The organism is Streptomyces sp. NPDC040545 (assembly GCF_055595065.1).
Map to the genome: position 1 here is coordinate 366,895 of NZ_JBVIWA010000005.1, position 25,504 is coordinate 392,398.

General features: G+C 71.8%; 15 protein-coding genes, 1 tRNA gene and 1 rRNA gene. 5 read left to right on the plus strand and 12 right to left on the minus strand.

The features are described 5' to 3' along the window. The first annotated feature begins 22 nt into the window (after nt 1-22). From ACZ573_RS14025 to ACZ573_RS14040, 4 genes are all read left to right on the plus strand, one after another. The gene (locus ACZ573_RS14025; RefSeq protein WP_471303262.1) at nt 23-4,612 is read left to right on the plus strand and encodes an ATP-dependent helicase; all 4,590 of its coding nucleotides are present in this window, start codon (nt 23-25) and stop codon (nt 4,610-4,612) included. Nucleotides 4,613-4,766: 154 nt separating this feature from the next. Beyond that, nucleotides 4,767-5,438: a hypothetical protein gene (locus tag ACZ573_RS14030; RefSeq protein WP_471303264.1), complete on the plus strand. Its 672-nt coding sequence runs from the start codon at nt 4,767-4,769 to the stop codon at nt 5,436-5,438. Between the two features lie 309 nt (nt 5,439-5,747). Continuing rightward, complete coding sequence (locus ACZ573_RS14035; RefSeq protein WP_471303267.1) at nt 5,748-6,542, plus strand: Fpg/Nei family DNA glycosylase; 795 nt, start codon at nt 5,748-5,750, stop codon at nt 6,540-6,542. An 89-nt stretch (nt 6,543-6,631) separates the two neighbouring features. Then, nucleotides 6,632-7,402, plus strand: coding sequence for an SDR family NAD(P)-dependent oxidoreductase (locus ACZ573_RS14040; RefSeq protein ID WP_471303270.1), 771 nt, complete (start codon nt 6,632-6,634; stop codon nt 7,400-7,402). Here ACZ573_RS14040 and ACZ573_RS14045 read toward each other — a convergent pair. From ACZ573_RS14045 to ACZ573_RS14085, 9 genes are all read right to left on the minus strand, one after another. Then, nucleotides 7,350-7,625 carry a hypothetical protein gene (locus ACZ573_RS14045; protein ID WP_471303272.1) on the minus strand — a complete coding sequence of 92 codons (276 nt, stop codon included), beginning with the start codon at nt 7,623-7,625 and terminating at the stop codon, nt 7,350-7,352. The two genes, ACZ573_RS14040 and ACZ573_RS14045, sit on opposite strands and share 53 nt — an antisense overlap. A gap of 143 nt (nt 7,626-7,768) precedes the next feature. Beyond that, nucleotides 7,769-8,149 (minus strand): helix-turn-helix domain-containing protein, encoded by a 381-nt coding sequence (locus ACZ573_RS14050; protein ID WP_030389368.1) that lies wholly within the window; start codon nt 8,147-8,149, stop codon nt 7,769-7,771. A 109-nt stretch (nt 8,150-8,258) separates the two neighbouring features. Next, nucleotides 8,259-8,774 carry a CinA family protein gene (locus ACZ573_RS14055; RefSeq protein WP_471303345.1) on the minus strand — a complete coding sequence of 172 codons (516 nt, stop codon included), beginning with the start codon at nt 8,772-8,774 and terminating at the stop codon, nt 8,259-8,261. A gap of 47 nt (nt 8,775-8,821) precedes the next feature. Next, nucleotides 8,822-9,490: a CDP-diacylglycerol--glycerol-3-phosphate 3-phosphatidyltransferase gene (gene pgsA, locus ACZ573_RS14060; RefSeq protein WP_351162403.1), complete on the minus strand. Its 669-nt coding sequence runs from the start codon at nt 9,488-9,490 to the stop codon at nt 8,822-8,824. Continuing rightward, entirely contained in the window at nt 9,487-11,004 is a 1,518-nt protein-coding gene (gene rimO / locus ACZ573_RS14065; protein ID WP_471303275.1) for a 30S ribosomal protein S12 methylthiotransferase RimO, read from the minus strand. Before rimO ends, pgsA begins: the two co-directional genes overlap by 4 nt. Nucleotides 11,005-11,130: 126 nt before the next feature. Next, the gene (locus ACZ573_RS14070; RefSeq protein WP_471303348.1) at nt 11,131-12,027 is read right to left on the minus strand and encodes a helix-turn-helix domain-containing protein; all 897 of its coding nucleotides are present in this window, start codon (nt 12,025-12,027) and stop codon (nt 11,131-11,133) included. 220 nt (nt 12,028-12,247) lie between these two features. Further along, nucleotides 12,248-15,046 carry an FtsK/SpoIIIE family DNA translocase gene (locus tag ACZ573_RS14075; RefSeq protein ID WP_471303277.1) on the minus strand — a complete coding sequence of 933 codons (2,799 nt, stop codon included), beginning with the start codon at nt 15,044-15,046 and terminating at the stop codon, nt 12,248-12,250. 115 nt (nt 15,047-15,161) lie between these two features. Beyond that, the gene (locus ACZ573_RS14080; protein WP_390169639.1) at nt 15,162-15,845 is read right to left on the minus strand and encodes a response regulator; all 684 of its coding nucleotides are present in this window, start codon (nt 15,843-15,845) and stop codon (nt 15,162-15,164) included. A gap of 274 nt (nt 15,846-16,119) precedes the next feature. After that, nucleotides 16,120-21,654 carry a HAMP domain-containing protein gene (locus ACZ573_RS14085; RefSeq protein ID WP_471303280.1) on the minus strand — a complete coding sequence of 1,845 codons (5,535 nt, stop codon included), beginning with the start codon at nt 21,652-21,654 and terminating at the stop codon, nt 16,120-16,122. 168 nt (nt 21,655-21,822) lie between these two features. On the opposite strand from ACZ573_RS14085, the gene ACZ573_RS14090 reads away from it, so the two are divergent. After that, complete coding sequence (locus ACZ573_RS14090) at nt 21,823-24,408, plus strand: SpoIIE family protein phosphatase (RefSeq protein WP_471303282.1); 2,586 nt, start codon at nt 21,823-21,825, stop codon at nt 24,406-24,408. A gap of 95 nt (nt 24,409-24,503) precedes the next feature. On the opposite strand, the gene ACZ573_RS14095 is transcribed toward ACZ573_RS14090, so the two are convergent. From ACZ573_RS14095 to rrf, 3 genes are all read right to left on the minus strand, one after another. Further along, entirely contained in the window at nt 24,504-25,118 is a 615-nt protein-coding gene (locus ACZ573_RS14095) for an HdeD family acid-resistance protein (protein WP_471303285.1), read from the minus strand. A 212-nt stretch (nt 25,119-25,330) separates the two neighbouring features. After that, a tRNA-Thr gene (locus ACZ573_RS14100) sits at nt 25,331-25,406 on the minus strand. A 5-nt stretch (nt 25,407-25,411) separates the two neighbouring features. Beyond that, nucleotides 25,412-25,504: ribosomal RNA gene (gene rrf / locus ACZ573_RS14105) — 5S ribosomal RNA — on the minus strand; the annotation flags it as partial.

Here is a 25,504-nt window from a genome sequence, read left to right on the forward strand (position 1 = left end):
TGGCCGGGTGCACGATGGGGGCATGGCAGGCGCTGCGCTCGACTCGTTCTCCCCCGCGACCCGCTCGTGGTTCACGGGGGCCTTTGTGACGCCCACCGCCGCGCAGGAGGGCGCGTGGCGGGCGATCGGGGAGGGCTCCGACGTGCTGGTGGTGGCCCCCACCGGCTCCGGCAAGACCCTGGCCGCGTTCCTCGCCGCCCTCGACCGGCTCGCTTCGACCCCGCCGCCCGCCGAGTCGAAGAAGCGCTGCCGCGTGCTGTACGTATCGCCCCTGAAGGCCTTGGCCGTCGACGTGGAGCGCAATCTGCGCAGCCCGCTGACCGGGATCCGCCAGGAGTCGGTCCGCCTGGGCCTGCCCGAGCCGGACATCCGGGTCGGGATCCGCTCCGGCGACACCCCGCCCGCCGAGCGGCGGACGCTGGCCACCCGCCCGCCGGACATCCTCATCACCACGCCCGAGTCACTGTTCCTGATGCTGACCTCGGCGGCCCGGGAGGCCCTGGCCGGGATCGAGACGGTGATCCTGGACGAGGTGCACGCGGTCGCGGGGACCAAGCGCGGCGCCCACCTCGCCCTCTCCCTGGAGCGGCTGGACGAGCTGCTGCCGCGCCCGGCGCGCCGGATCGGGCTGTCGGCGACGGTCCGGCCGGTGGACGAGGTGGCCCGGTACCTGGCGCCGCGCGGCAAGGTGGAGATCGTCCAGCCGCCGTCGGCCAAGGAGTTCGACCTGTCGGTGGTCGTCCCGGTGCAGGACATGGGCGAGTTGGGCGGCTCCCCCGCGACCGAGGGCAAGGAGGGCGGGGACAAGCCGTCGATCTGGCCGCATGTGGAGGAGCGGATCGTCGACCTGGTGCAGGCGCACCGCTCGACGATCGTGTTCGCCAACTCCCGGCGGCTCGCCGAGCGATTGTGCAACCGGCTCAACGAGATCGCGTACGAGCGCGCCATGGGCGAGAAGCTGCCGGACGGCAAACCGCCGGCCGAGATCATGGCCCAGTCGGGCGCCGCACTGGGCGCTCCGCCCCTGCTGGCCCGCGCACACCACGGCTCGGTCTCCAAGGAGCAGCGGGCGCTGGTGGAGGAGGACCTGAAGGCGGGCCGGCTGCCCGCCGTGGTCGCCACCTCCAGCCTGGAGCTGGGGATCGACATGGGCGCGGTGGACCTGGTGGTCCAGGTGGAGTCGCCGCCCTCGGTGGCCTCGGGGCTGCAGCGGGTGGGCCGGGCCGGGCACCAGGTGGGCGCGGTCTCCACCGGGGTGGTCTTCCCCAAGTACCGGGGCGACCTGGTGCAGGCGGCGGTGGTCACCGAGCGGATGCGCACGGGGGCGATCGAGTCGCTGCGGGTGCCGTCCAACCCCCTCGACGTACTGGCGCAGCAGCTGGTCGCGATGGTCGCGATGGACACCTGGCAGCTGGACGACCTGCTCGCCCTGGTGCGGCGGGCGGCGCCCTTCGCGGCGCTGCCGGAGTCGGCGTTCACTGCGGTGCTGGACATGCTGGCCGGGCGCTATCCGTCGGACGCGTTCGCCGAGCTGCGGCCGCGTGTGGTGTGGGACCGGGTGGCGGGGACGGTCACGGGCCGGCCGGGTGCCCAGCGCCTCGCGGTCACTTCGGGCGGCACGATCCCCGACCGGGGTCTGTTCGGTGTCTTCCTCGCGGGCTCCGACCCCAAGAAGGGCGGCGGCCGGGTCGGGGAGCTCGACGAGGAGATGGTCTACGAGTCCCGCATCGGGGACGTCTTCACCCTGGGCACCACCTCGTGGCGGATCGAGGACATCACCCGCGACCGGGTCCTGGTCACCCCGGCCCCCGGGGTGCCGGGCCGGCTGCCGTTCTGGAAGGGCGACCAGCTCGGCCGGCCGCTCGAACTGGGCCGTGCGGTCGGCGCGTTCCTGCGCGAGCTCGGCGGCATGGGCGAGGAGGACGCCCGGCTGCGGCTGCTGGCGGCCGGCCTGGACGCCTGGGCCGCCGAGAACGTGCTGGCCTACCTCGCCGAACAGCGCGAGACCTGCGGTCACGTGCCCGACGACCGGACCATCGTGGTCGAGCGGTTCCGCGACGAACTGGGCGACTGGCGGGTCGTGGTCCACTCGCCTTTCGGCGCGCAGGTGCACGCCCCGTGGGCGCTGGCGCTGGGCGCCCGGCTCGCCGAGAAGTACGGCATGGACGCGCAGGTGATGCACGCCGACGACGGGATCGTGCTCCGGCTGCCCGATGCGGACCTGCTGTCCATGGACCTCCTGGACCACGACCCGGCCGCCGCGCACGGGTTCGAGTTCGACGACGAGCAGGCCCCGCTGGGGGCGGCCGATGTCGCCTTCGACCACGGTGACATCAACCAGATCGTCACCGACCAGGTCGGCGGCTCCGCGCTGTTCGCCTCCCGCTTCCGCGAGTGCGCGGCCCGCGCCCTGCTGCTGCCGCGCCGCAGTCCCGGCCGGCGCACCCCGCTGTGGCAGCAGCGCCAGCGCGCCTCCCAGCTGCTCCAGGTGGCCTCGGAGTTCGGGTCCTTCCCGATCGTGCTGGAAGCCGTACGGGAGTGCCTCCAGGACGTCTTCGACGTGCCCGGCCTGACCGAGCTGATGGGGGACATCGAGGCGCGGCGCGTGCGGATGGTGGAGGTCACCACCCCGGAGCCCTCGCCCTTCGCCCGTTCGCTCCTCTTCGGGTACGTGGCCCAGTTCCTCTACGAGGGCGACTCGCCTCTGGCCGAGCGCAGGGCGGCCGCGCTGTCGCTGGACTCCCGGCTGCTGGCCGAGCTGCTCGGCCAGGCGGAGCTGCGCGAACTCCTCGACGCGCAGGTGCTGGAGGAGCTGGAGCGGGAGCTCCAGTGGCTCACGGAGGACCGGCGGGCCAAGGATCCCGAGTCGGTGGCCGACCTGCTGCGGCTGCTGGGCCCGCTGACGCAGGACCAGTTGACCGAGCGCGGGGCGGATCCGGCCTGGGCCCGCGAGCTCGCCGCGGCCCGCCGCGCCATCCCGGTCAGGATCGGCGGCGCGGACCACTGGGCGGCGATCGAGGACGCGGGCCGGCTGCGGGACGCGCTGGGCACGGCACTGCCCGTCGGTGTCCCCGAGGCGTTCACCGAGCCGGTCAAGGACCCGCTCGGGGACCTGCTGGCCCGGTACGCCCGCACCCACGGGCCCTTCACCACGGCCGCCGTCGCCGCCCGCTTCGGCCTGGGCGCGGCGGTGACCGAGGGCGCCCTGCACCGGCTGGCCGCGGCCGGCCGGGTCGTGCAGGGCGAGTTCCACCCGGCGGGCATCGGCCAGGAGTGGTGCGACGCGACGGTGCTGCGCAGGCTCCGCCGCCGCTCCCTCGCCGCGCTCCGCCAGGAGCTGGAGCCGGTGCCGCCGACCTCGCTGGCCACCTTCCTCCCGCAGTGGCAGCACCTGGGCGGAGCCCTGCGCGGCCTCGACGGGCTGGCCCGGGCGGTGGAACAGCTCCAGGGCGCCCCGGTCCCGGCCTCCGCGCTGGAACGCCTGATCCTCCCGTCGCGGGTGAGCGGCTACTCCCCGGGCCTGCTGGACGAACTGACGACCGCGGGCGAGGTGGTCTGGGCGGGCGCCGGGGCGCTCCCGGGCAAGGACGGCTGGATCTCGCTCTACCTGGCCGAGGCGGCCCCGATGCTGCTGCCCCCGCCGCACCCGCTGGAGCAGAGCCCCCTCCACCAGGCGGTCCTGGCGTCGCTGGCGGGCGGGTACGGCCTGTTCTTCCGGCAGATCGCGCAGTCGATCCGCGGCGAGTTTCCCGAGGTGTCCGATGTCGCCCTCTCCGAGGCGGTATGGGATCTGGCCTGGTCGGGCCGGCTCACCAACGACACCCTGGCCCCGTTGCGCTCGCTGCTCGGTTCGGGCCGCACGGCAGGCTCGACGGCCCACCGGGCCCGGCGCACCGTCCCCCGCGGCCGGTACGGCACGCTCAGCGCGACCGTGTCCCGTACCGGCCCGCCCACGGTCTCCGGGCGCTGGTCCCTGCTGCCGGCCGCGGCCCCCGACCCGACGCACCGGGCCCATGCGCTGGCCCGCACCCTGCTGGACCGGCACGGGGTGGTGACCCGCGGGGCGGTCGCCGCGGAAGGGGTGGAGGGCGGCTTCAGCGCGGTCTACCGCGTCCTGTCGGCCTTCGAGGACAGTGGCCAGGCCCGCCGGGGCTATGTGGTCGAAGGACTGGGCGCGGCCCAGTTCGCGATGGACGGCGCGGTGGACCGGCTCCGGGCCGCCGAGCGGACCCCGCCCCCGCTGGCGGCGGTGGTGCTGGCGGCCGCCGATCCGGCGAACGCGTACGGGGCGGCCCTGCCCTGGCCCGAGCCCCCGGCCGGGGCCACCCACAAGCCGGGCCGCAAGGCGGGCTCGCTGGTGGTCCTGGTGGACGGGGAGCTCGTCCTGTACCTGGAGCGCGGCGGCAAGACCCTGCTGGCCTGGCCCGCCCCGGAGGACCCCCGGCTCGCGGCGGCCACGGCCGCCCTGGCGGACGCCTCCCGCGCGGGCACGCTCCCGTCCCTCACGGTGGAACGGATCAACGCGACGGCGGCCCTGACCTCTCCCCTGGGCCCGGCCCTGGAGGCGGCCGGCTTCCACGCCACGCCGAGGGGGTTGCGCCTGCGCTCCTGACCGCCCGAACGGTCCCGACTGTGCCACCGGCGTCCTGAACTTGTCACAAACCCGTCGCCGATCGCCTGCTGGCTGGCCGATCCCCTTATTGATCCTTTATCAAGATGATCACAGGCATTGCACTGGCAATGCGCAGTCATGGGGGACGAGAAGAGTGAGCACCATCAGCATGCGCAACACCGCCCTGGGCGCGGTCGGTCTGGCCGTCGTCGGCAGCCTGGTCCTGACCGGCTGCAAGAGCGGCGACGAAGAGCTCCCGGCACAGCCGGCCGCGTCCGGCCCCGGCAGCACCCCGCCCGCCCCCGGCGCCTCGGCCAGCCCTTCCGCCGACGGGAGCGCGGCTCCCGCCGGCGCCCCGGGCACGGCGAAGCCGGGCCAGGTCTTCAAGATCGGCGAGGCCGCGGAGATCCCGTACGACTACGGAGACTTCAAGGGCAGCCGGCTCGCCCTCACCGTCACCGCGATCGAGCAGGGCACGCCCGCCGACCTGGAGGGACTGAAGCTCGGCGACAAGGCGAACGGCAAGGTCCCGTACTACATCCGCTACACGGTCAAGAACATCGGCACCACGGACATGTCGTACGCCTCGGTCGGCCACGTCAGGGGCCTGCTCGGGGACGGCACCGAGGCTCAGAGCCTTGCGGTCATCGGTAAGTTCGAGAAGTGCAAGGACGAGTCCATGCCGAAGGGCTTCGCCAACGGCCAGACCCAGACCAGTTGCGCGATAGCCCTCGCCCCGTCGGCCCAGGTGAAGGTCGCCGGCGCCGAGTACTGGGGCAACCCGTACAACGCGACGAGCAACAGCAAGGGCATCACCTGGAAGTAGCCCCACCGCCGGTCTCCGCGGCACCCGCCCGGACCCGGCACGAGCGCGGGCCCCGGGGCGGCCGGCCCCGCACGGACCGCGGCAGCGCCGCCCCGGGCACCCGCCCCCGGGCACCCGGCCCGGGTCGCGGTCTTCCGACCCGGCGCGGAGCGCCCCGGCGGACCGCGGCAGCGGGGCTGTCCCCCTGACACGTTCCGGGGGCGGGGATGTGGTCTGCCCGACCCCGCGCGGAGCGCGCCCGGGCAGACCGCGGACTTCGCGCGGAGCGGGGCGCGCCGGACAGGGGGCGAGCGGCGGCACAATGTAGCCATGCCCGAAGGCGACAGCATCCGGCGCGTGGCGACCCGGCTCCACACCGCCCTCGCGGGCCGCGTACTCACCCGCAGCGACCTGCGCGTCCCCCGCTTCGCCACCGCCGACCTCACCGGCCGCGTCACCCTCGACGTCACCCCGCGAGGCAAGCACCTCCTCGCCCGCTTCGAGGGCGGCCTCACCCTGCACAGCCACCTGCGGATGGACGGTGCCTGGCACGTCTTCGCCTCCGGCGAGAAGTGGCGCGGCGGCCCCGCCCACGAGATCCGGGCCGTCCTCGGCACGGCCGACCACACCGCCGTCGGCTACCGCCTCCCCGTGCTGGAGCTGATCCGCACCGCCGAGGAGAACCGGGCCGTGGGCCACCTCGGCCCCGACCTCCTCGGCCCTGACTGGGACCCGGCCCTCGCCGCCGCCCACCTCCTCGCCGCCCCCGAGCGCGCTCTCGGCGAGGCCCTGCTCGATCAGCGCAACCTCGCCGGAATCGGCAACATCTACAAGGCCGAGCTCTGCTTCCTGGCCCAGGTCACCCCGTGGACCCCGGTCGGCGCGCTCCCCGAGTCCGATCTCCCCCGGCTGGCCGCCGCCGCCCACCGGCTGCTGTCAGCCAACACCGGCGAGCGGCCGGGCCCGCGCAACACGACCGGCAGCCGCCGCCCCGGCCAGGACCTCTTCGTCTACGGCCGCACGCGCCGCCCCTGCCTGCGCTGCGGCACCCCCGTCCGCGAGGCCCTCCAGGACGGCCGCCCCACCTACTGGTGCCCCCGCTGCCAGCAGGGCCCGACACCCTGAGGTCGCCCTCGGGCCCAGTCACCGAAGCCCCGGACCCGGCCGGCCCCCACCGATTGACGGTCCGTCAGATGCGGTCGTACGGTCCGGACATGCCCACACCCACAGCCCCGTACGGCCTCACCCGCCGCACCGCCCTGATCACCGGCGCCGCCAGCGGCATCGGCCGCGCCACCGCCGTCCTGCTCGCCGAGGCGGGCGCGCATGTGCACTGCGCGGACCGCGACGAGCAGGGTCTCGCCGAGACGGCCGCCCTCGTCGCCGAAGCCGGCGGAGCCGCCACCGTCCATCCCCTCGACGTCACCGACCGGGCCGCGCTCCGGGCGGCCGTCACCGCGGCGGGCCCGCTCGACATCACGGCCGCCATCGCCGGAGTCATGCACAGGAGCAGCGTCCTGGAGACGACCGACGCGGACCTCGACCGGATCCTGGACATCAATTTCAAGGGGGTCCTGCGCACCTGCCAGGAGGCCGCCCGCTCCATGATCGCGGCGGGCCGCCCGGGCTCGATCGTCACCATGGCCTCCGGAGCCGTGGACGCCGCCCAGCCCGGCCTGCTCTGCTACAGCGCCGCCAAGGCCGCCGTCGTCCAGCTGACCAAGACCCTCGCCACCGAGGCCGGCCCGCACGGCATACGGGTCAACGCCGTCGTCCCGGGCTGGATCCGCACCCCCATGACCGGCCGCCACAGCCCCGAGGTCCAGCAGCAGACCGAGGCGGCGATGGTCCGCATGTCCCCGCTGCGCCGGGTCGGCGAGCCCGAGGACATCGCCCGGGCGGTGCTCTACCTGGCCTCGGACGCCTCGTCCTTCATGACGGGTCAGATCCTTCGCCCGAACGGCGGGGTGTCCATGCCCTGGTAGCCCCGTCGGCCTCCGACAGCGCCTTCCGCCGCGCGTTGCGCACCGGGCCCGGCACACAGTGCACCGGCAGCAGGCCCAGCCCCCAGCCGCCCACCGCCACCGCGCCCTCCACGGCCCCGGACTCCGCGGGCACCAGGACCAGCCGCAGCACGGCCCACCACCACAGCGCCCCCACCGTCAACGCGAGGACCGACACCGCGGGTATGCGCAGCAACCGCCGCACGACTGCCTCCCAGGGGCCGGAACCCGGACGGCCCCATCCTCCCGCACCCCCTGCGCGCCCGCACCCAGAACGGCCGGGAGCCCCGGCCGGTGCACCAGGCACCGGCCGGGGCTCCGGCCACGCTCAAACACGCACGTGCTCGCTCACGCGGCTACGACATTCACCGCTTCCGCAGGCGCCTTGATGGTCACCCGCTCCGGTCCACCCGCGACCGAAGCCATGGAGACCGAATTGAGCATCGGGCGGACCGGCACACTCACCGGTTCGCTTGCCGCGGCCGACTGTGCCAGCTCGGCCAGCGACAGTTCGTCACTGACTTCGCGCATCAGCTCGGACATCCGTACGTCCAACGCGTCGCAGATCGCGGAGAGCAGCTCGGAGGATGCCTCCTTCTGCCCCCGCTCCACCTCGGAGAGATAGCCGAGAGAAACTCGGGCCGACGAGGAGACTTCGCGCAGAGTACGGCCCTGGCGCTGGCGCTGCCGACGCAGCACGTCACCCAGCAGGCGACGGAGCAGAATCATCGGTGGCTCCCTCCTCTGACCGTGTAGCCGCATCCTTCACGCCCCACCGTACCGCCTCGCGCCGCGGCCGTGCGGGGAGCGATGTCGTGTTCACTCAGGGCTGCAAACATCAAATCCCCCCGTTCTGTTCCGTATCCTGCCCCCGCGCATTCTCACGGAGTTGGTCCGAGAGAAGCATCAGCACTGTGCGTGCACTCTCCCTACGGATTTCCGCGCGGGAGCCTTTCAACCTCAGACGGACCGTTTTCCTGCCCCCTGGACCGTCCACCGCGACGAAAACGGTGCCCACCGGCTGCCCGTCCTGCGGCTCCGGACCGGCCACCCCGGTGGTCGAAATTCCCCATGAAGCGCCCATCACGCGCCGCACGCCGGCCGCCATCTCCGCTGCGACCTGCGCATTCACCGCGCCTTCGGCCGCAAGCAGTCCCGCGTCCACCCCGAGCACCAGGTGCTTGATCTCCGTCGCGTACGCGGTGACCGAGCCGCGGAAGGACCGGGAGGCTCCGGGGACGGCCGTGAGCTCGGCGGCCACCATGCCGCCGGTCAGCGATTCCGCCACGGCGACGCTCTCGTCACTCTCCGCAAGCAGGCGCAGCGCATCCGCTGCCACTCCGGCCGCGTCCACCGCTCCCGAAGCGGCTTCCGCCGCCGGAAAATCCCCCGCCGCGTCGGTCACCGCGCGGCCCGCTCCGCAGCCCGCTCCTCGGCGAGACCCTGGCGGCGCAGCACGACCGCCTGCCGGATGTAGTCCAAACCGGTGACGACGGTCAGCACGACGGCGATCGCCATCACCCAGAAGCGCATGGTCGCCAGCGCCCCGGTCAGTGCGAGCACGTACATGCCCACGGCCGTGCCCTGCGCCAGGGTCTTCAGCTTTCCGCCCCGGCTGGCCGGAATCACTCCGTAGCGGATGACCCAGAAGCGGAGCAGGGTGATCCCGAGCTCCCGTCCGAGGATCACCCCGGTCACCCACCAGGGGAGGTCACCGAGCCAGGAGAGACAGATCAGCGCCGACCCCATGATCGCCTTGTCGGCGATGGGGTCGGCGATCTTGCCGAAGTCCGTGACCAGGTTGTACGTCCGGGCAAGGTGCCCGTCGAAGATGTCCGTGATCATGGCGACGGCGAACGCTGCCCAGGCCCAGGCCCGCCAGGCCGGGTCGTAGCCGCCGTCGGCGAGCAGCAGCAGGACGAAGCCCGGCACGAGCACGAGCCGGATCATCGTCAGGATGTTGGCGATGTTCCACAGGCTGGCCTGATTGACCGCCGCGGCCCCCAGCTTCGCGCCGGGTACGGGCCGGCGGCCGGTCCCGCCCGCCGCAGATGCCGGGACTCCGGTCATCCGGCCGCCTCCTCAAGATCCATGCCGAGGGGCTCGGCCACCAGGTCCACGCCCAGGGTGCCGACCACCTTTGCCGTGACGATACGCCCGGGGACCAGGCCCGTGCTGTCCGTGAAGACCACCTGGCCGTCCGTTTCGGGCGCCTGGTGCGCGGCGCGCCCGTAGGCGCCCTCGCCGTCCTCGTCGACCGCTTCCACGGTCTCGACGAGCACTTCGAGGGTCTCCCCGATGCGCTCCTCGGCGCGCTGCGAGGTGAGCTCCTCGGCGAGCCGCTGCATGTGCGCGAGCCGCTCGGCGATGGTGTCCTCGTCCAGCTTGTTCTCGTAGGTGACGGCCTCGGTGCCGTCCTCGTCGGAGTAGCCGAAGACGCCGATGGCGTCGAGGCGCGCGTGGGTGAGGAAACGCTCCAGCTCGGCGAAGTCCGATTCCTTCTCGCCGGGGAAGCCGACGATGAAGTTGGAGCGGACGCCGGCCGTCGGGGCCTTGGAGCGGATGGTGTCCAGCAGCTCCAGGAAGCGGTCGGTGTCACCGAAGCGGCGCATGGCGCGCAGCACGTCGGGGGCCGAGTGCTGGAAGGACAGGTCGAAGTACGGCACGACCTTGGGGGTCGAGGTGAGCACGTCGATCAGGCCGGGCCGCATCTCGGCGGGCTGGAGGTAGCTGACGCGGACGCGCTCGATGCCGTCCACCTCGGCCAGCTCCGGCAGCAGGGTCTCCAGCAGCCGGATGTCGCCGAGGTCCTTGCCGTACGAGGTGTTGTTCTCGGAGACCAGCATGATCTCCTTGACGCCCTGCTCGGCGAGCCAGCGGGTCTCGCCCAGCACGTCGCTGGGGCGGCGGGAGATGAAGGAGCCGCGGAAGGACGGGATGGCGCAGAAGGAGCAGCGCCGGTCGCAGCCGGAGGCCAGCTTGACCGAGGCTACGGGGCTCTTGTCCAGGCGGCGGCGCAGGGGCGCGCGCGGACCCGAGGCGGGCGCGAGCCCGTCCGGCAGATCGGCGGGGGCCTCCGCAACCTCCGCCGACGGAGTCGGCTCACCGGTCGCGGCCTGGGCGTGGCCCGGGAGGGAGACCTCTGCGGCCTGGCGCTCGGCCGGGCTGATCGGCAGCAGCTTGCGCCGGTCGCGCGGGGTGTGGGAGGCGTGGATGCCGCCGTTGAGGATGGTCTGGAGGCGGTCGGAGATGTCGGCGTAGTCGTCGAAACCGAGGACTCCGTCGGCCTCGGGGAGCGCTTCGGCGAGTTCCTTGCCATAGCGCTCGGCCATACAGCCGACGGCGACGACGGCCTGGGTCTTGCCGTGATCCTTGAGATCGTTGGCTTCCAGCAGGGCGTCTACGGAGTCCTTTTTGGCGGCTTCGACGAAGCCGCAGGTGTTGACGACGGCTACGTCCGCATCGGCGGCATCCTCGACGAGCTCCCAGCCATCCGCCGCCAAGCGGCCTGCGAGCTCCTCCGAGTCCACCTCGTTACGGGCGCAGCCAAGAGTGACAAGGGCGACGGTACGGCGTTCGGGCATGGACTCAAGACTACTTCGTCCCGGCGTCGGCCCCTGCCGCAAGTCCCCGTACAGCAAGATCCCCGGGGTGCGGCGCAGCGCCCCGGGGATCCGGATTCAAGCCTTCCGCCCTAGGGCGGTCCCGCGTCAGCCCGCCTGGGGCTGGTCCTGGGCGGGGTCGGCCTTCGTGTATTTCAGACGCTCCACCTGACCCGGCTGGAAGTCGTCCTTGATCTCCTTGCCGTTCACGAAGAGCTTCACGGCCCCGGCGTCGCCGAGCACGAGGTCGACGGACTCCTTGTCCGTGAAGGTCTTGGACTCACCCTGCGTGATCGTGCCGTCGAAGAGCAGCCGGCCGGTGGAGTCCTTCGCGGAGATCCAGCTCTCGCCCGTGTCGGCCGTCAGGACCACGGTGACGAGGTCCTTGGGCGCGGCGGCGATCGCACTGTCCGAGGGCTCCGGCTTGGGCGCCTGCGGGGTCTGCGGAGGCGGGGCGACCGGCTTGGCGCCGGTCTGCTTGGGTGCGGGCTTGGGGGAGGCGGAACCTTCCGCCACGGGGCGCTTGTCCTTCTCGTCGCCACCGCTGAAGGCGGTGAAGCCCACGAAGCCGATCACGGCGACGATGGCGGCAACCATGGCCGCGGTCCAGTTGGGCCGCTGCCGCTCGGGGCGGATCCGCTCGGCTTCGAACATCGGCGCGGCGGGCGTGGGTGCCGGCCGGCCGCCGTGGGCCGCGTCGTAGCTCTCGACCAGGGGTGCCGGATCGAGGCCCACGGCGCGGGCGAGCGTACGGATGTGACCGCGGGCGTAGACGTCGCCGCCGCACCGCGTGAAGTCGTCCTCTTCGATCGCGTGCACGATCGGGATGCGCACGCGGGTGGTGGAACTGACCTCGTCGACTGTGAGCCCGGCGGCGATCCGGGCCTTCTTGAGGGCCGTCCCGATGGACGGTCCTTCGACGGGACGTTCGACGATGCGGTCCTCGGACCGGTCGTCGGTCGAAGGCCGCTCTTCTTCGGGGGAGTTGGAGTTGCCGATGGACACGTGGGCGCCTTTCGAGCGTGTAGCCACCTGCTGGAAGTCCAGTCTAGGGGGGTGACGAAAGGGTGGAGCAACCGGAGGGTGCACTCCCTACGCCATCCGAATGGCGAAGGGAGGTCATGCTCGGGTGCGGCGGCCCGGCACTGCGAGCGATCTCGTGCGCCTACCGCCACCTCTCTTCAACTTGACGCGGGCCCAAGGGAAACGGTTGCCCGGAAATTCATTACGGATGGGCCTCGCCGCGGATGACGGCGAGCACTCCGTCCAGGTCATCGGCCTTCAGCAGGACGTCGCGCGCCTTCGAACCCTCGCTCGGGCCGACGATTCCCCGCGACTCCATGAGGTCCATGAGCCGCCCTGCCTTCGCGAACCCCACCCGCAGCTTGCGCTGGAGCATGGACGTGGACCCGAACTGCGTGGAGACCACCAGCTCCGCCGCCTGGCACAGCAGGTCCAGGTCGTCGCCGATGTCCTCGTCGATCTCCTTCTTCTGCTTCTGCCCGACGGTGACGTCGTCCCGGAAGACGGGCGCCATCTGGTCCTTGCAGTGCTGGACGATCCCGGCGATCTCGTCCTCGGTGACGAAGGCGCCCTGCAGGCGGACCGGCTTGTTGGCACCCATCGGCAGGAACAGCCCGTCGCCCTTGCCGATCAGCTTCTCGGCGCCCGGCTGGTCGAGGATGACCCGGCTGTCGGCGAGCGAGGAGGTGGCGAAGGCCAGGCGCGAGGGCACGTTCGCCTTGATCAGGCCCGTGACCACGTCCACCGAGGGCCGCTGGGTGGCGAGCACCAGGTGGATGCCGGCCGCGCGGGCCAGCTGGGTGATGCGGACGATCGAGTCCTCGACGTCGCGCGGGGCCACCATCATCAGGTCGGCGAGCTCGTCGACGATCACCAGCAGGTACGGGTACGGGCTGAGCTCCCGCTCGCTGCCCGGCGGCAGTTTGATCTTGCCGTCCCGGATGGCCTGGTTGAAGTCGTCGATGTGCCGGTAGCCGAAGGCGGCCAGGTCGTCGTAGCGCAGGTCCATCTCGCGCACGACCCACTGGAGCGCCTCGGCGGCCCGCTTGGGGTTGGTGATGATCGGCGTGATCAGGTGCGGGATGCCCTCGTACGCCGTCAGCTCGACGCGCTTGGGGTCCACGAGGACCATCCGGACGTCCTCCGGGGTGGCCCGGACCATGACCGAGGTGATCAGGCAGTTGATGCAGGAGGACTTGCCGGAACCGGTGGCGCCGGCGACCAGCACGTGCGGCATCTTGGCGAGGTTGGCCATGACGTAGCCGCCCTCGACGTCCTTGCCGAGCGCGACCAGCATCGGGTGGTCGTCCTCGGCCGCGTCCGCGAGGCGCAGCACGTCACCGAGGTTGACCATCTCGCGGTCGGTGTTCGGGATCTCGATGCCGACCGCGGACTTGCCCGGGATCGGACTGATGATCCGGACGTCCGGCGAGGCCACCGCGTAGGCGATGTTCTTGGTCAGCGCGGTGATCCGCTCGACCTTGACCGCGGCGCCCAGAGTGACCTCGTACCGGGTGACGGTCGGGCCCCGGGTGAAGCCGGTGACGTCCGCGTCGACCTTGAACTCGGTGAAGACGTTGCGCAGCGAGGCGACCACCGCGTCGTTGGCGGCGCTGCGGGTCTTGCCGGGCCCGCCCTTCTCCAGCAGGTCGAGCGAGGGCAGCGCGTACGTGATGTCCCCGCGCAGCTGGAGCTGCTCGGCGCGCGGCGGCAGCGCCTGGGTCTGCGGCGGGGCCTTGGTCAGGTCGGGCACCGACAGCGTCCCGGAGGCCGCGGCGGTGGTGGCGTGCGGCTGCCCTGCGCCGGCCGGTCCGGAGGCACTCTCGGGGGCGCTCGCCGGGGTGGTGTCCGGTACGGGACGCTCCGCGCGGGCGGTCGGCACCGGAGCGGTGAGCTCCGCGCCGTCGCGCTCGGCGGTGATCCCCTGCGTGAGGTCGGCGACGAGCGGGGAGGGCGGCATTCCGCCGTAGACCACCCCGTCCAGCGCGGCGGCGGCCGCCGCTGCCACGTCGACGGCGTCCATCCCCCGCTCCATGGCGGGCCGGGCCGGGGTCCGGCGCGGCCTGCGCCGCCGGGCGAGCGCCTCCTCCTCGGCCTCGTCCGCCGGGTCGCCGGAGCCCTCACCGGCTCCGCCGCGGGCCAGCCACCGCTCCGGGTCGTGCCGGTCGCCGGCGGTGCCCTCGGCCTCGCCGTAGCCCTCGTCGTACTCGTTCGGGGCGATGATCCCGAGCCGGATGCCGAGCCTGCGCAGCCGCTGCGGGATCGCATTGACCGGGGTCGCCGTGACCACGAGCAGCCCGAAGATCGTGAGCAGCACCAGCATGGGCACGGCCAGCGGCGCGCCCATGGTGAAGATCAGCGGCTTGGAGGCGCCCCAGCCGATGAGGCCGCCCGCGTTCTGCATCGCGGTGGTGCCCTCGTCGCGGCCGGGCGCCCCGCAGGCGATGTGGACCAGGCCCAGGACGCCGATGACGAGGGCGGACAGTCCGATGCCGATGCGGCCGTTGGCATCGGTCTGCTCGGGATGGCGGATGAAACGCACCGCCATGACGCCGAGCAGGATCGGCACGAGCAGATCCAGCCGTCCGAAGAGACCGGTGATCAGCATCGTGACCAGGTCCCCGACGGGACCGCTCAGATTCGACCAGGTACCGGCGGCGACGATCAGCGCGAGGGCGAGCAGCAGCAGCGCCACGCCGTCCTTGCGGTGCGCGGGGTCGAGGTTCCGGGCGCCCTGGCCGATCCCGCGGAAGACGGCGCCGACCGCGTGCGCGCAGCCGAGCCATACGGCGCGCACCAGCCGCACCACGCCCCCGGTCGGGGAGGGCGCGGGCTTGGCCGCGACCTTCTTGACCGGGGCCCGCTTGGCGGCCGCGGCCTTCTTGGCCGGGGGCTTGCGAGCGGGCGCGGCCTTCTTCGCCGGCGCCGTCGTACGGCCGGTGCGGCCCTTCGCGGTGCCCGCGGTGCTCTGGGAACCCTTACCGGACGTACGTGAGGCCATGGGCCCGAGGTTACCGGTGCGCGTGCCGGTGGACACGCGTGCCCACCCCTTCACCCGTTCGTGTCGTCGGCTCCGCAGGCGCTTTGACACACCGCCAGTACCGACCCGGGCACGGTCAGTTCTGCGCGGGCAGGACCGAGGCCCCTCCGGCGGTCCCGGGCTCCAGCGCGTCGAGTGCCCTCCGCAGCCCGGTGAGTTTGCGCTCCAGGTGGGCCGCGGTCGCCACCACGCCGGCGTCGGCCGAGTCCTCGCCGAGCTGCTTGGTCAGCGCCTCGGCCTGCTCCTCGACCGCCGCGAGCCGGGCGGAGAGCTCGGCCAGCAGTCCGGCCGTCTCCTTGCCCGCGTCCACGCCGCCCGAGCTGCCGCCCTCCAGCTGGAGCCGCAGCAGGGCCGCCTGCTCCCGCAGTTGGCAGTTCTTCGTGTACAGCTCCACGAAGACCGAGACCTTGGCCCGCAGCACCCACGGGTCGAAGGGCTTGGAGATGTAGTCGACCGCACCCGCCGCGTAGCCGCGGAACGTGTGGTGCGGACCATGGTTGATCGCGGTGAGGAAGATGATCGGGATGTCCCGGGTCCGTTCCCGCCGCTTGATGTGCGCGGCCGTTTCGAATCCGTCCATGCCCGGCATCTGGACATCCAGCAGGATGACCGCGAAATCGTCCGTCAGCAGCGCTTTGAGCGCTTCCTCCCCCGACGACGCCCGGACCAGTGTCTGATCGAGCGCGGAGAGGATGGCCTCCAGCGCCAGCAGATTCTCCGGCCGGTCGTCGACCAGGAGGATCTTGGCCTTCTGCACCATGCCCTGTCCTCCTCGCCCCGGCATGGGGCCTACCCGGCTCCGGGCTCCGGCCTGTGCGCCGGGCCCCGCCCCAGAGGACGGCATCCTTGCGCCGTCCGTCCTTGTGCCGGTCATCGTAGCCCCAGTCCCGAGATCGCCACACCCTGTCACCGAGATGTCACTGTGCACGAAGCGCAAACGCGGTGGGAGAGCAGAAGGTTCCCCGTTCACAGCCCTCTCACACCGCTCCGGGCGCAGTGGGTCGGCGATCGGTGTCCTTCCGCTCTCCCGGCGATCACTTGCCGCGCATCCACTGCTCCATCACCGACAGCAGGTAGTCCGGATCGACCGGCTTGGTGACGTAGTCGGAAGCACCGGAGTCGATCGCCTTCTCCCGGTCCCCCTTCATCGCCTTCGCCGTCAGCGCGATGATCGGCAGCCCGGCGAACTGCGGCATCCGCCGGATCGCCGAGGTCGTCGCGTACCCGTCCATCTCGGGCATCATGATGTCCATCAGTACGACCGTCACATCGTCGTGCTGCTCCAGGACTTCGATGCCCTCCCGCCCGTTCTCCGCGTACAGCACGGCCAGTCCGTGCTGCTCCAGCACGCTGGTGAGCGCGAAGACGTTGCGGACGTCGTCGTCGACGATGAGCACCTTCTCGCCGTGGAAGTCGTACGTCCGGGGCACCACCGGAAGCTCCTCGTCCGCGCTGCCCCAGCCGTCCTCGGCCCCCACCACGTTCGGCTGGCCCGGCACCGCCGTACGCGGCTCCAGATCGCTCGCCGCCTTGCGCCGCCGCCGGAACAGCGCGGCCCCGCCGCCCTGCCCCTGCCCGGCCGGATCGGCCGCCGACAGCGCCGGCCGCACCGGCTGCCCCTGCACCGACGGCAGGGCCGCCGGGCCCGCCTGGGTGCCCGGCAGCACCGGCCGGCCCGCGGCCGGCGATCTGCGGTACAGCTCCCCGCGGGCGCCGCCGGGGGTCGGCGGCGCGTACCCCTGCGGAGGCAGCTCGCTCGGGTGCAGCGGCAGGTACAGCGTGAAGGTGGACCCGCGGCCCGGCTCGCTGGCCGCGTGGATCTCCCCGCCCAGCAGCCGGGCGATCTCCCGGCTGATGGACAGCCCCAGCCCGGTGCCGCCGTACTTGCGGCTCGTCGTCCCGTCCGCCTGCTTGAACGCCTCGAAGATCACCAGCATCTTGCTCGCGGCGATCCCGATCCCGGTGTCGGTGACCGAGAAGGCGATCAGGTCCGCGTCCGCCTCCCGCAGCGAACCGGCCTCCAGCAGCTGCTCGCGGATCGCGGTGGGCACATCGGCGCCGGCCGGCCGGATCACCAGCTCCACCGCCCCGGTGTCGGTGAACTTCACCGCGTTGGACAGCAGGTTGCGCAGCACCTGCAGCAGCCGCTGCTCGTCGGTGTGCAGCGTGGCGGGCAGCTCCGGGGAGACCCGTACCGAGAAGTCCAGGCCCTTCTCCGCCGTCAGCGGCCGGAAGGTCGCTTCCACGTAGTCCACGAGCTGGACCAGCGCGATCCGGGTCGGCGAGACGTCCATCTTCCCGGCCTCGACCTTCGACAGGTCGAGGATGTCGTTGATCAGCTGCAGCAGGTCCGAACCCGCGCCGTGGATGGTCTCGGCGAACTCCACCTGCTTCGGCGAGAGGTTGCCCTCCGCGTTGTCGGCGAGCAGCTTGGCCAGGATCAGCAGCGAGTTGAGCGGGGTCCGCAGCTCGTGCGACATGTTCGCCAGGAACTCCGACTTGTAGCGCATCGAGACCGCGAGCTGCTCGGCACGCTCCTCCAGGACCTGCCGGGCCTCCTCGATCTCGGTGTTCTTCACCTCGATGTCCCGGTTCTGCTGGGCCAGCAGCTCGGCCTTCTCCTCCAGCTCCGCGTTGGCGGCCTGCAGGGCCTTCTGCCGGTTCTCCAGCTCGTCGGAGCGCTCGCGCAGCTGCTCGGTCATCTCCTGCGACTGCTTCAGCAGCATCTCCGTCTTGGAGTTGACGCTGATGGTGTTGACGCTCGTACCGATCATCTCGGCGATCTGGCTGAGGAAGTCCTTCTGGATCTGGGTGAAGGGCGTGAAGGAGGCCAGCTCGATGACGCCGAGCACCTTCCCCTCGAAGAGCACCGGCAGCACGATCACATGTGCCGGCGGCGCCTCGCCCAGCCCCGAGGAAATCTTCAGGTAGCCCGGCGGGGTGTTCTCGACGAGGATCATCCGCTTCTCCTCGGCGACCGCCCCGATCAGCCCCTCCCCCGGCCGGAAGGAGATGGGCATCTGACCGCCCGCGTACGCGTAACTCCCGCGCATCCGCAGCTCGTACGAGCCGTCCGCGCCCCCCTCCGTCCCGATCTCGGTGGTACCGCCGGCCGGCAGCGCCAGGAAGAAGGCGCCGTGCTGCGCGGAGACCACCGGGGTCAGCTCGCTCATGATCAGCGAGGCGACGTCGTCGAGCTCCCGGCGGCCCTGCATCAGGGCGGAGATCCGGGCGAGGTTGCCCTTGAGCCAGTCCTGCTCCTTGTTGGCCAAGGTGGTGTCGCGCAGGTTCGCGATCATCGTGTTGATGTTGTCCTGGAGGACCTGGATCTCGCCCGCCGCGTCCACGTCGATCTTCAGGTTGAGGTCGCCGCGGGTCACCGCGGTGGCCACCGCCGCGATCGCGCGCACCTGCCGGGTGAGGTTCCCGGCCATCTCGTTCACGGACTCGGTCAGGTCCCGCCAGGTACCGTCGACGTCCCGGACCCGGGCCTGGCCGCCCAGGATGCCCTCGGTACCCACCTCGCGGGCCACCCGGGTCACCTGGTCCGCGAAGGAGGACAGCTGGTCGACCATCGTGTTGATGGTCGTCTTGAGCTCCAGGATCTCGCCGCGGGCATCGATGTCGATCTTCTTGGTCATGTCGCCCTTGGCGATGGCGGTCGTGACCATGGCGATCTGCCGCACCTGACCGGTGAGGTTGGAGGCCATGAAGTTCACCGAGTCGGTGAGGTCCTTCCACGTCCCCGAGACGCCCGGCACGTGCGCCTGGCCGCCGAGGCGGCCCTCCGTACCCACCTCGCGGGCCACCCGGGTCACCTCGTCCGCGAACGAGGACAGCGTCTTCACCATCGTGTTGACGGTGTCGGCGAGCTGCGCGACCTCGCCGCGCGCCTCGACCGTGACCTTCTTCGTCAGGTCGCCGTTGGCGACCGCCGCCGAGACCTGCGAGATGTTGCGCACCTGGGAGGTCAGGTTGTTGGCCATCAAGTTGACGTTGTCGGTCAGGTCCTTCCAGATGCCCGTCACCCCGCGCACCCGGGCCTGGCCGCCGAGAATGCCCTCGGAGCCCACCTCACGCGCCACCCGCGTCACCTGCTCCGCGAAGGACGACAGCTGGTCCACCATCGTGTTGACGGTGGTGACCAGTTCGAGGATCTCGCCCTTGGCATCGACGGTGATCTTCTTGGAGAGGTCGCCCATGGCCACGGCCGTGGTCACCTCGGCGATGTTGCGCACCTGGGACGTCAGGTTGTTCGCCATGAAGTTGACGGACTGGGTGAGGTCCTTCCAGGTACCGGAGACCCCCTTCACCTCCGCCTGGCCGCCGAGGATGCCCTCGGTACCCACCTCCCGCGCCACCCGGGTCACCTGCTCCGCGAAGTTCGAGAGCTGGTCGACCATGGTGTTGAGGGTGTTCTTGAGCTCCAGGATCTCGCCCCGCGCGTCCACGTCGATCTTCTGCGACAGGTCACCGCGGGCCACCGCCGTCGCGACCTGGGCGATGTTGCGCACCTGCGAGGTCAGGTTCCCGGCCATGCCGTTCACCGAGTCCGTCAGGTCGCGCCATACACCGGCCACCCCGGGCACCTGCGCCTGACCGCCGAGGCGGCCCTCGGTACCCACGTCGCGGGCCACCCGCGTCACCTGCTCGGCGAAGGCCGAGAGCTGGTCGACCATCGTGTTGATGGTGTTCTTCAGCTCCAGGATCTCGCCCCGGGCGTCCACGTCGATCTTCTGCGACAGGTCACCCCGCGCCACCGCCGTCGTCACCTGGGCGATCTGACGCACCTGGGAGGTCAGGTTCCCGGCCATGAAGTTGACGGAGTCGGTGAGCTCCTTCCAGGTGCCGGACACCCCCTCCACCCGGGCCTGGCCGCCGAGGCGGCCCTCCGTACCCACGTCCCGCGCCATCCGCGTGACCTGGTCGGCGAAGGAGGACAGCTGGTCGACCATCGTGTTCACGGTGTTCTTCAGCTGGAGCATCTCGCCGGAGACGTCCACGGTGACCTTCTGCGACAGGTCGCCGTTGGCGACCGCCGTCGTCACCTGGGCGATGTTGCGCACCTGCCCGGTGAGGTTGCGGAAGGCGGTGTTCACCGAGTCGGTGAGGTCCTTCCACGTCCCCGCGGCCCCCGGCACCTGCGCCTGGCCGCCCAGTTCACCCTCGACGCCCACCTCACGGGCCACACGCGTCACTTCCGCGCCGAAGGAGGACAGCTGGTCCACCATCGTGTTGACGGTGTTCTTCAGCTCCAGCATCTCGCCGGCCACATCGACGGTGACCTTCTGCGACAGGTCGCCGTTGGCCACCGCGGTCGTCACTGTCGCAATGTCCCGCACCTGGGTGGTGAGGTTGCGGAAGACCGTGTTCACCGAATCGGTGAGGTCCTTCCACGTGCCCGCCGCTCCCGGCACCTGCGCCTGGCCGCCGAGCGTTCCCTTGGCCCCGACCTCGCTGGCCACACGGGTGACCTCGTCCGCGAAGGTCCGCAGCGTCTCGGTCATCTGATTGATCGTTTCGGCCAGCTGCGCCACCTCGCCGCGCGCGCTGACCCGTACCTTCTGCGACAGGTCACCGTTCGCGACCGCCGTGGTCACCTGCGCGATCCCGCGCACCTGGGCCGTCAGGTTCCCGGCCATGGTGTTGACCGAGTCGGTCAGGTCCTTCCACACGCCCGCGACCCCGGGCACCTTCGCCTGGCCGCCCAGCTCGCCCTCGGTACCCACCTCGCGGGCGACGCGGGTCACCTCGGAGGAGAAGGACGACAGCTGGTCCACCATCGTGTTCACGGTGTTCTTCAGCTGGAGCATCTCGCCCGCCACGTGCACCGTGACCTTGCGCGACAGATCGCCCTTGGCGACCGCCGTCGTGACGAGAGCGATGTCACGCACCTGAGCGGTGAGCCGGTACGCCATCGTGTTGACGGAGTCGGTCAGATCCTTCCAGGAACCCGACATCCCGCGCACCTGGGCCTGACCACCGAGCTTGCCCTCGGTACCCACCTCCAGCGCCACGCGCGTCACCTCGTCGGTGAACGCCGACAGCTGGTCGACCAGGTTGTTGACCGTGCGCCCGACCTTCAGGAACTCCCCGCGCAGCGGATGCCCGGCCCCCTCGGCCGCCTGCGTCCGCAGATCCATCCGCTGGTCCAGATCGCCCTCGGCCACCGCCGACAGCACCCGGCCCACCTCGGACACCGGCCGGGCCAGATCGTCCACCAGCTGGTTCGAGGCATCGATCGCGGCCGCCCAGGAGCCCTCACAGGCACCCGTTTCCAGCCGTTCGCTCAGCTTGCCCTCGCGGCCCACCATCCGCCGCACCCGGGACAACTCCCCGGTCAGGTGGAGATTACGGTCGGCGACCTCGTTGTAGACGGCGGCGATCTCCGCCATCACGCCCTCGCCGGACACCGTCAGCCGCTTGCGGAAATTCCCGTCCCGCATCGACACCAGGGCCGTGAGCAGCCGGTTCAGTGCGGCGGTATCGACCTCTGTCGTGCCGCTGCGCCGGGAACGTCCGCCCTTCGGCCGCGTTCCCGTACGCCGTACCGCTGCGCCAGACTCCACCGTGTCCCTCCCGAAAGGGTCGACCACTTTTCCACCGGACGCCTGACTCGTCACAAGCCGGCTCTGCAAGCCTGCCCAGTGTTTCACCCTGGCCGAACCCGGCCATAACACTTCGGCACCATCGCACACCCGCCGTACCCTGCGGGTGGAATCCCGGACGACGGCACCATGCCGTCCGCGAAGGTAAGTAACCTGGCACCCGATGTCCAACCGCGTCGAAGGAGATTCGTGATCACGGCACGGGCGGCTGCCAGCTTCGATCCCCTCGGGCGCTCGGTCGCCGCCGCCCGCGGGTTCGTCCGCGACACCCTGCACGGCTGGGGCTTCGCGGACATCGTCGACGACGCGGTGGTCCTCACCAGCGAGCTCGTCACCAATGCCGTGGTCCACGCCGGCACCCGGGCCGAGGTCCTGTGCCTGCGCGCCGAGGGCGGCGTACGGGTCGAGGTCGCCGACCGGTATCCGGAGCGCGAGCTCCCGCTCCAGCACCCCGGCGAGCGCCCCTACGCCGACCCCGACCGCGAGAACGGCCGCGGCCTGATGCTGTGCGCCGCCCTCGCCACCCGCTGGGGCGTCGAGTACACCGCCACGCACAAGCACGTGTGGTTCCGCCTGGACCTGCCAGACCGGCCGGTCGGTACCCGCTCCGCGGGCCCCGTCGTCCCCGACCAGCTGCTGCCCCTGGCCGACAGCCGGGTCCGCGTCGCCGTCCTCCAGATCGACTCGACCGACTCCATCTCCGCCTGGAACGAGGACGCCGAGCACATCTTCGGCCACCCCGCCGAGAAGGCGCTCGGCCGCCCGCTCGCCGAGCTCGCCGCCTGGCCCCAGACCCCCGGCACCGGAACCGGCATCGCCGAGGCCCTGCGCCTGTCCCGCTGGGAGGGCAGCTACGGCGTCCGCGGCGCCGACGGCCGCGTCATCCCGGTCTTCGCCTCACATCTGCGGGTCCGCGACGCCCACGGCGAACCGTCCATCGTCTGCCTCCTCGTCCACGACGACGAGCGCGCCCTGCTCCAGACCCCGGTGCGGGTGCCCACCTCCGACAGCGGCCACTTCACCGACCCACGCCCCACGGACCCGTTCGAGGTATTCATCGGCTCCCCCGCCCCCGACGACCTCGACGGGCTCCTCCAGCGCACCGTGGAGCGCGCCCGCGACCTCCTCGACGCCGACGCCGCCTTCCTGCTGCTCGCCACCGACGACGAGACCGAGCTGGAGGTCCGCGCCACCACCGGCCTGCCCTCCACCCGCCAGCGCTTCGCCCGCGTCCCCGTCGAGGCCGGCACCAACCGCTACGGCTCCGCCCGCATGCCCGCCGTCCACGACGACCTCATCGCCTCCCCAGGAGCCGTGCCGCTCCTGGAGGCCACCGGCATGCGCTCCGCCGTCACCGTCCCCCTCAAGGTGGAAGGCCGCCTCACCGGCTCACTCGGCGTCGCCGCCGAAACCCCCGGCCGCTACTCCAACGAAGAGGCCCTGCACCTCCAGTTCGCCGCCGACCGCATCGCCCTCGCCGTCGAATCCGCACGCCTCGGCGAACTGGAACGACTGCGCCGCGGCTCCCTGTCCTTCCTCGTCGAGGCCTCCGACCTGCTGGCCGGCACCCTCGACCGGGACCAGACCCTGGCCCTGATGGCCCAGATGACCGTCCCGACGCTCGCCACGTGGTGCGCCGTCTACACGATCGCCGACCAGTCCTCCGACCCGTACCTCTCCTACGTCCTCCACGAGGACGAGGAACGCATCGACGGTCTCAAGGACCTGCTCTCCCGGGTCAGCCCGCCCGAACCGGTCCGCGAAGCCGGCGCCCGCCCGTGGGCCGAGGCGACCCTCGCGGTCGGCGGCGAGACCGTGGTCCTCCCCCTCCTGGCCCGCAACCGCGTGATCGGCATGCTCACCCTCGGCAAGCCGCGCGAGGAGCACTTCCGCCAGGAGATCCTCGAACTCGCCGAGGACCTCTCCCGCCGCGCCGCCCTGGCCCTCGACAACGCCCGCCTCTACTCCGAGCGCACCGCGATCAGCCGTTCCCTCCAGCGCAGCCTCCTGCCGCCCGGCTCCCCCGCGATCCCCGGCATGGAGGTCGAGGTCATCTACCGCGCGGCCGGCGAGGGCAACGAGGTCGGCGGCGACTTCTACGACGTCTTCCCGATCCGCGACGGCGCGTACGGCTTCGCCATCGGCGACGTCTGCGGTACGGGCCCCGAGGCTGCCGCCGTCACCGGCCTCGCCCGGCACGCGCTGCGCCTGCTGGCCCGCGAGGGGCTCGGCGGCCCGGCGGTCCTCGAACGCCTCAACGCGGCCATCCTCGACGAGGGTGCCCGCAGCCGCTTCCTCACCCTCCTCTACGGCGAGCTCCACCCCCAGCCGGACGGCGGCGCCCTGATGAAGGTGGTCTGCGCGGGCCACCCGCTCCCGCTGCGCCTGCGCCCGGACGGCCAGGTCGACGCGGCCGCGGACCCGCAGCCGCTGCTGGGCGTGATCGAGGACCTGGACCTCTACGAACAGACCCTCACCCTCGACCCCGGCGATGTACTGCTCTGCGTCACCGACGGCGTGACCGAACGCCGCGAGGGCACCCGCATGCTGGGCGACGACGGCCTCGCCGAGGTCCTCACCACGTGTACGGGCCTCACCGCGGGCGCGGTCGCCTCCCGCGTTCTGCGTGCGGTGGAACGCTTCGCCGCGGAACCCGCGTCGGACGACATGGCGATCCTCGCCTTCCGCGTCCCGGAACAGCGCACCGGCGAATAGGCCACCGGCCGGCGCGTGCCTCCGCCGCCAAGAGCCTGGGCCCGGCGTGCGCCGGGCCCAGGCTCAGGAGAGTACGAGTACGTGGCGCCCCGAGTTCACCCCGGACGGGCCGGCGAGACCCGGCGGGTGGCGGAACGCAGTGCGAAGGCCATCACCAGCTCGAACACACCCAGCAGGACGAGCCAGAGCCCCAGCAGCCGGGTCAGGGCCACCGCGGAGTCCACCGGGAAGCAGAGCACGACGATTCCGGCGACGGCGCCGAGAGCACCGAGTCCGAACTGCAGGCCCCGGTGCACGAGCGTGTGGTCGGCGATCGCGGTGAACGCCGCGAGCACGCCGGACAGCAACCAGAACACTCCGATGATCAAGCTCAGCGCGCCGATGGTCTGCATCGGATGACGCAGCACCAGGACGCCCGCCAGGAACGCGAGCATGGCGATGAGGACACCCGCCAGCCTGCTGCCGCCGTCGCGGCTGTGCGAAAAGGCGGTGACGAACCGGAAGGCGCCGGCCACCAGGAGTTGCAGACCGATGATGACGGCCAGGATGTGCAGCGTCTCGTCCGGCCAGACGAGCACCAGGATGCCGGGGATCAGGGTCGCGAGGGCGAAGCCGAGCGCCCAGTGCCACGTGCTTCCGATGCGCTTGAGGACGTCCTCGGGGTCGCCCTGGGTGTGCTGTGGCGCCGCTGCGTCGGGGGGTACGGTCATCACGCCTCCTGGGCCAGCCGAGCGGCCCGTGGGGGCACCTCGAAGCCGCCGTACGTACCTTATCTACCCTTCACATCCATGGTAGGCAGCTCTGCTGCGGCCCGCCCCTCCGGCATCGGCGGCTCTCGGCGGCTCTGCCGGCCGTACGGCAGGAGGACGTGCGTGCCGGAAAACAAAAAAGGCCCCCGCCAATTGGCGGGGGCCTTTTTCAGTGGAGCCCTTTAACGGAATCGAACCGTTGACCTTCTCCTTACCATGGAGACGCTCTACCGACTGAGCTAAAAGGGCGGGTTGTTCGGCGGCGTCCTACTCTCCCACAGGGTCCCCCCTGCAGTACCATCGGCGCTGAAAGGCTTAGCTTCCGGGTTCGGAATGTAACCGGGCGT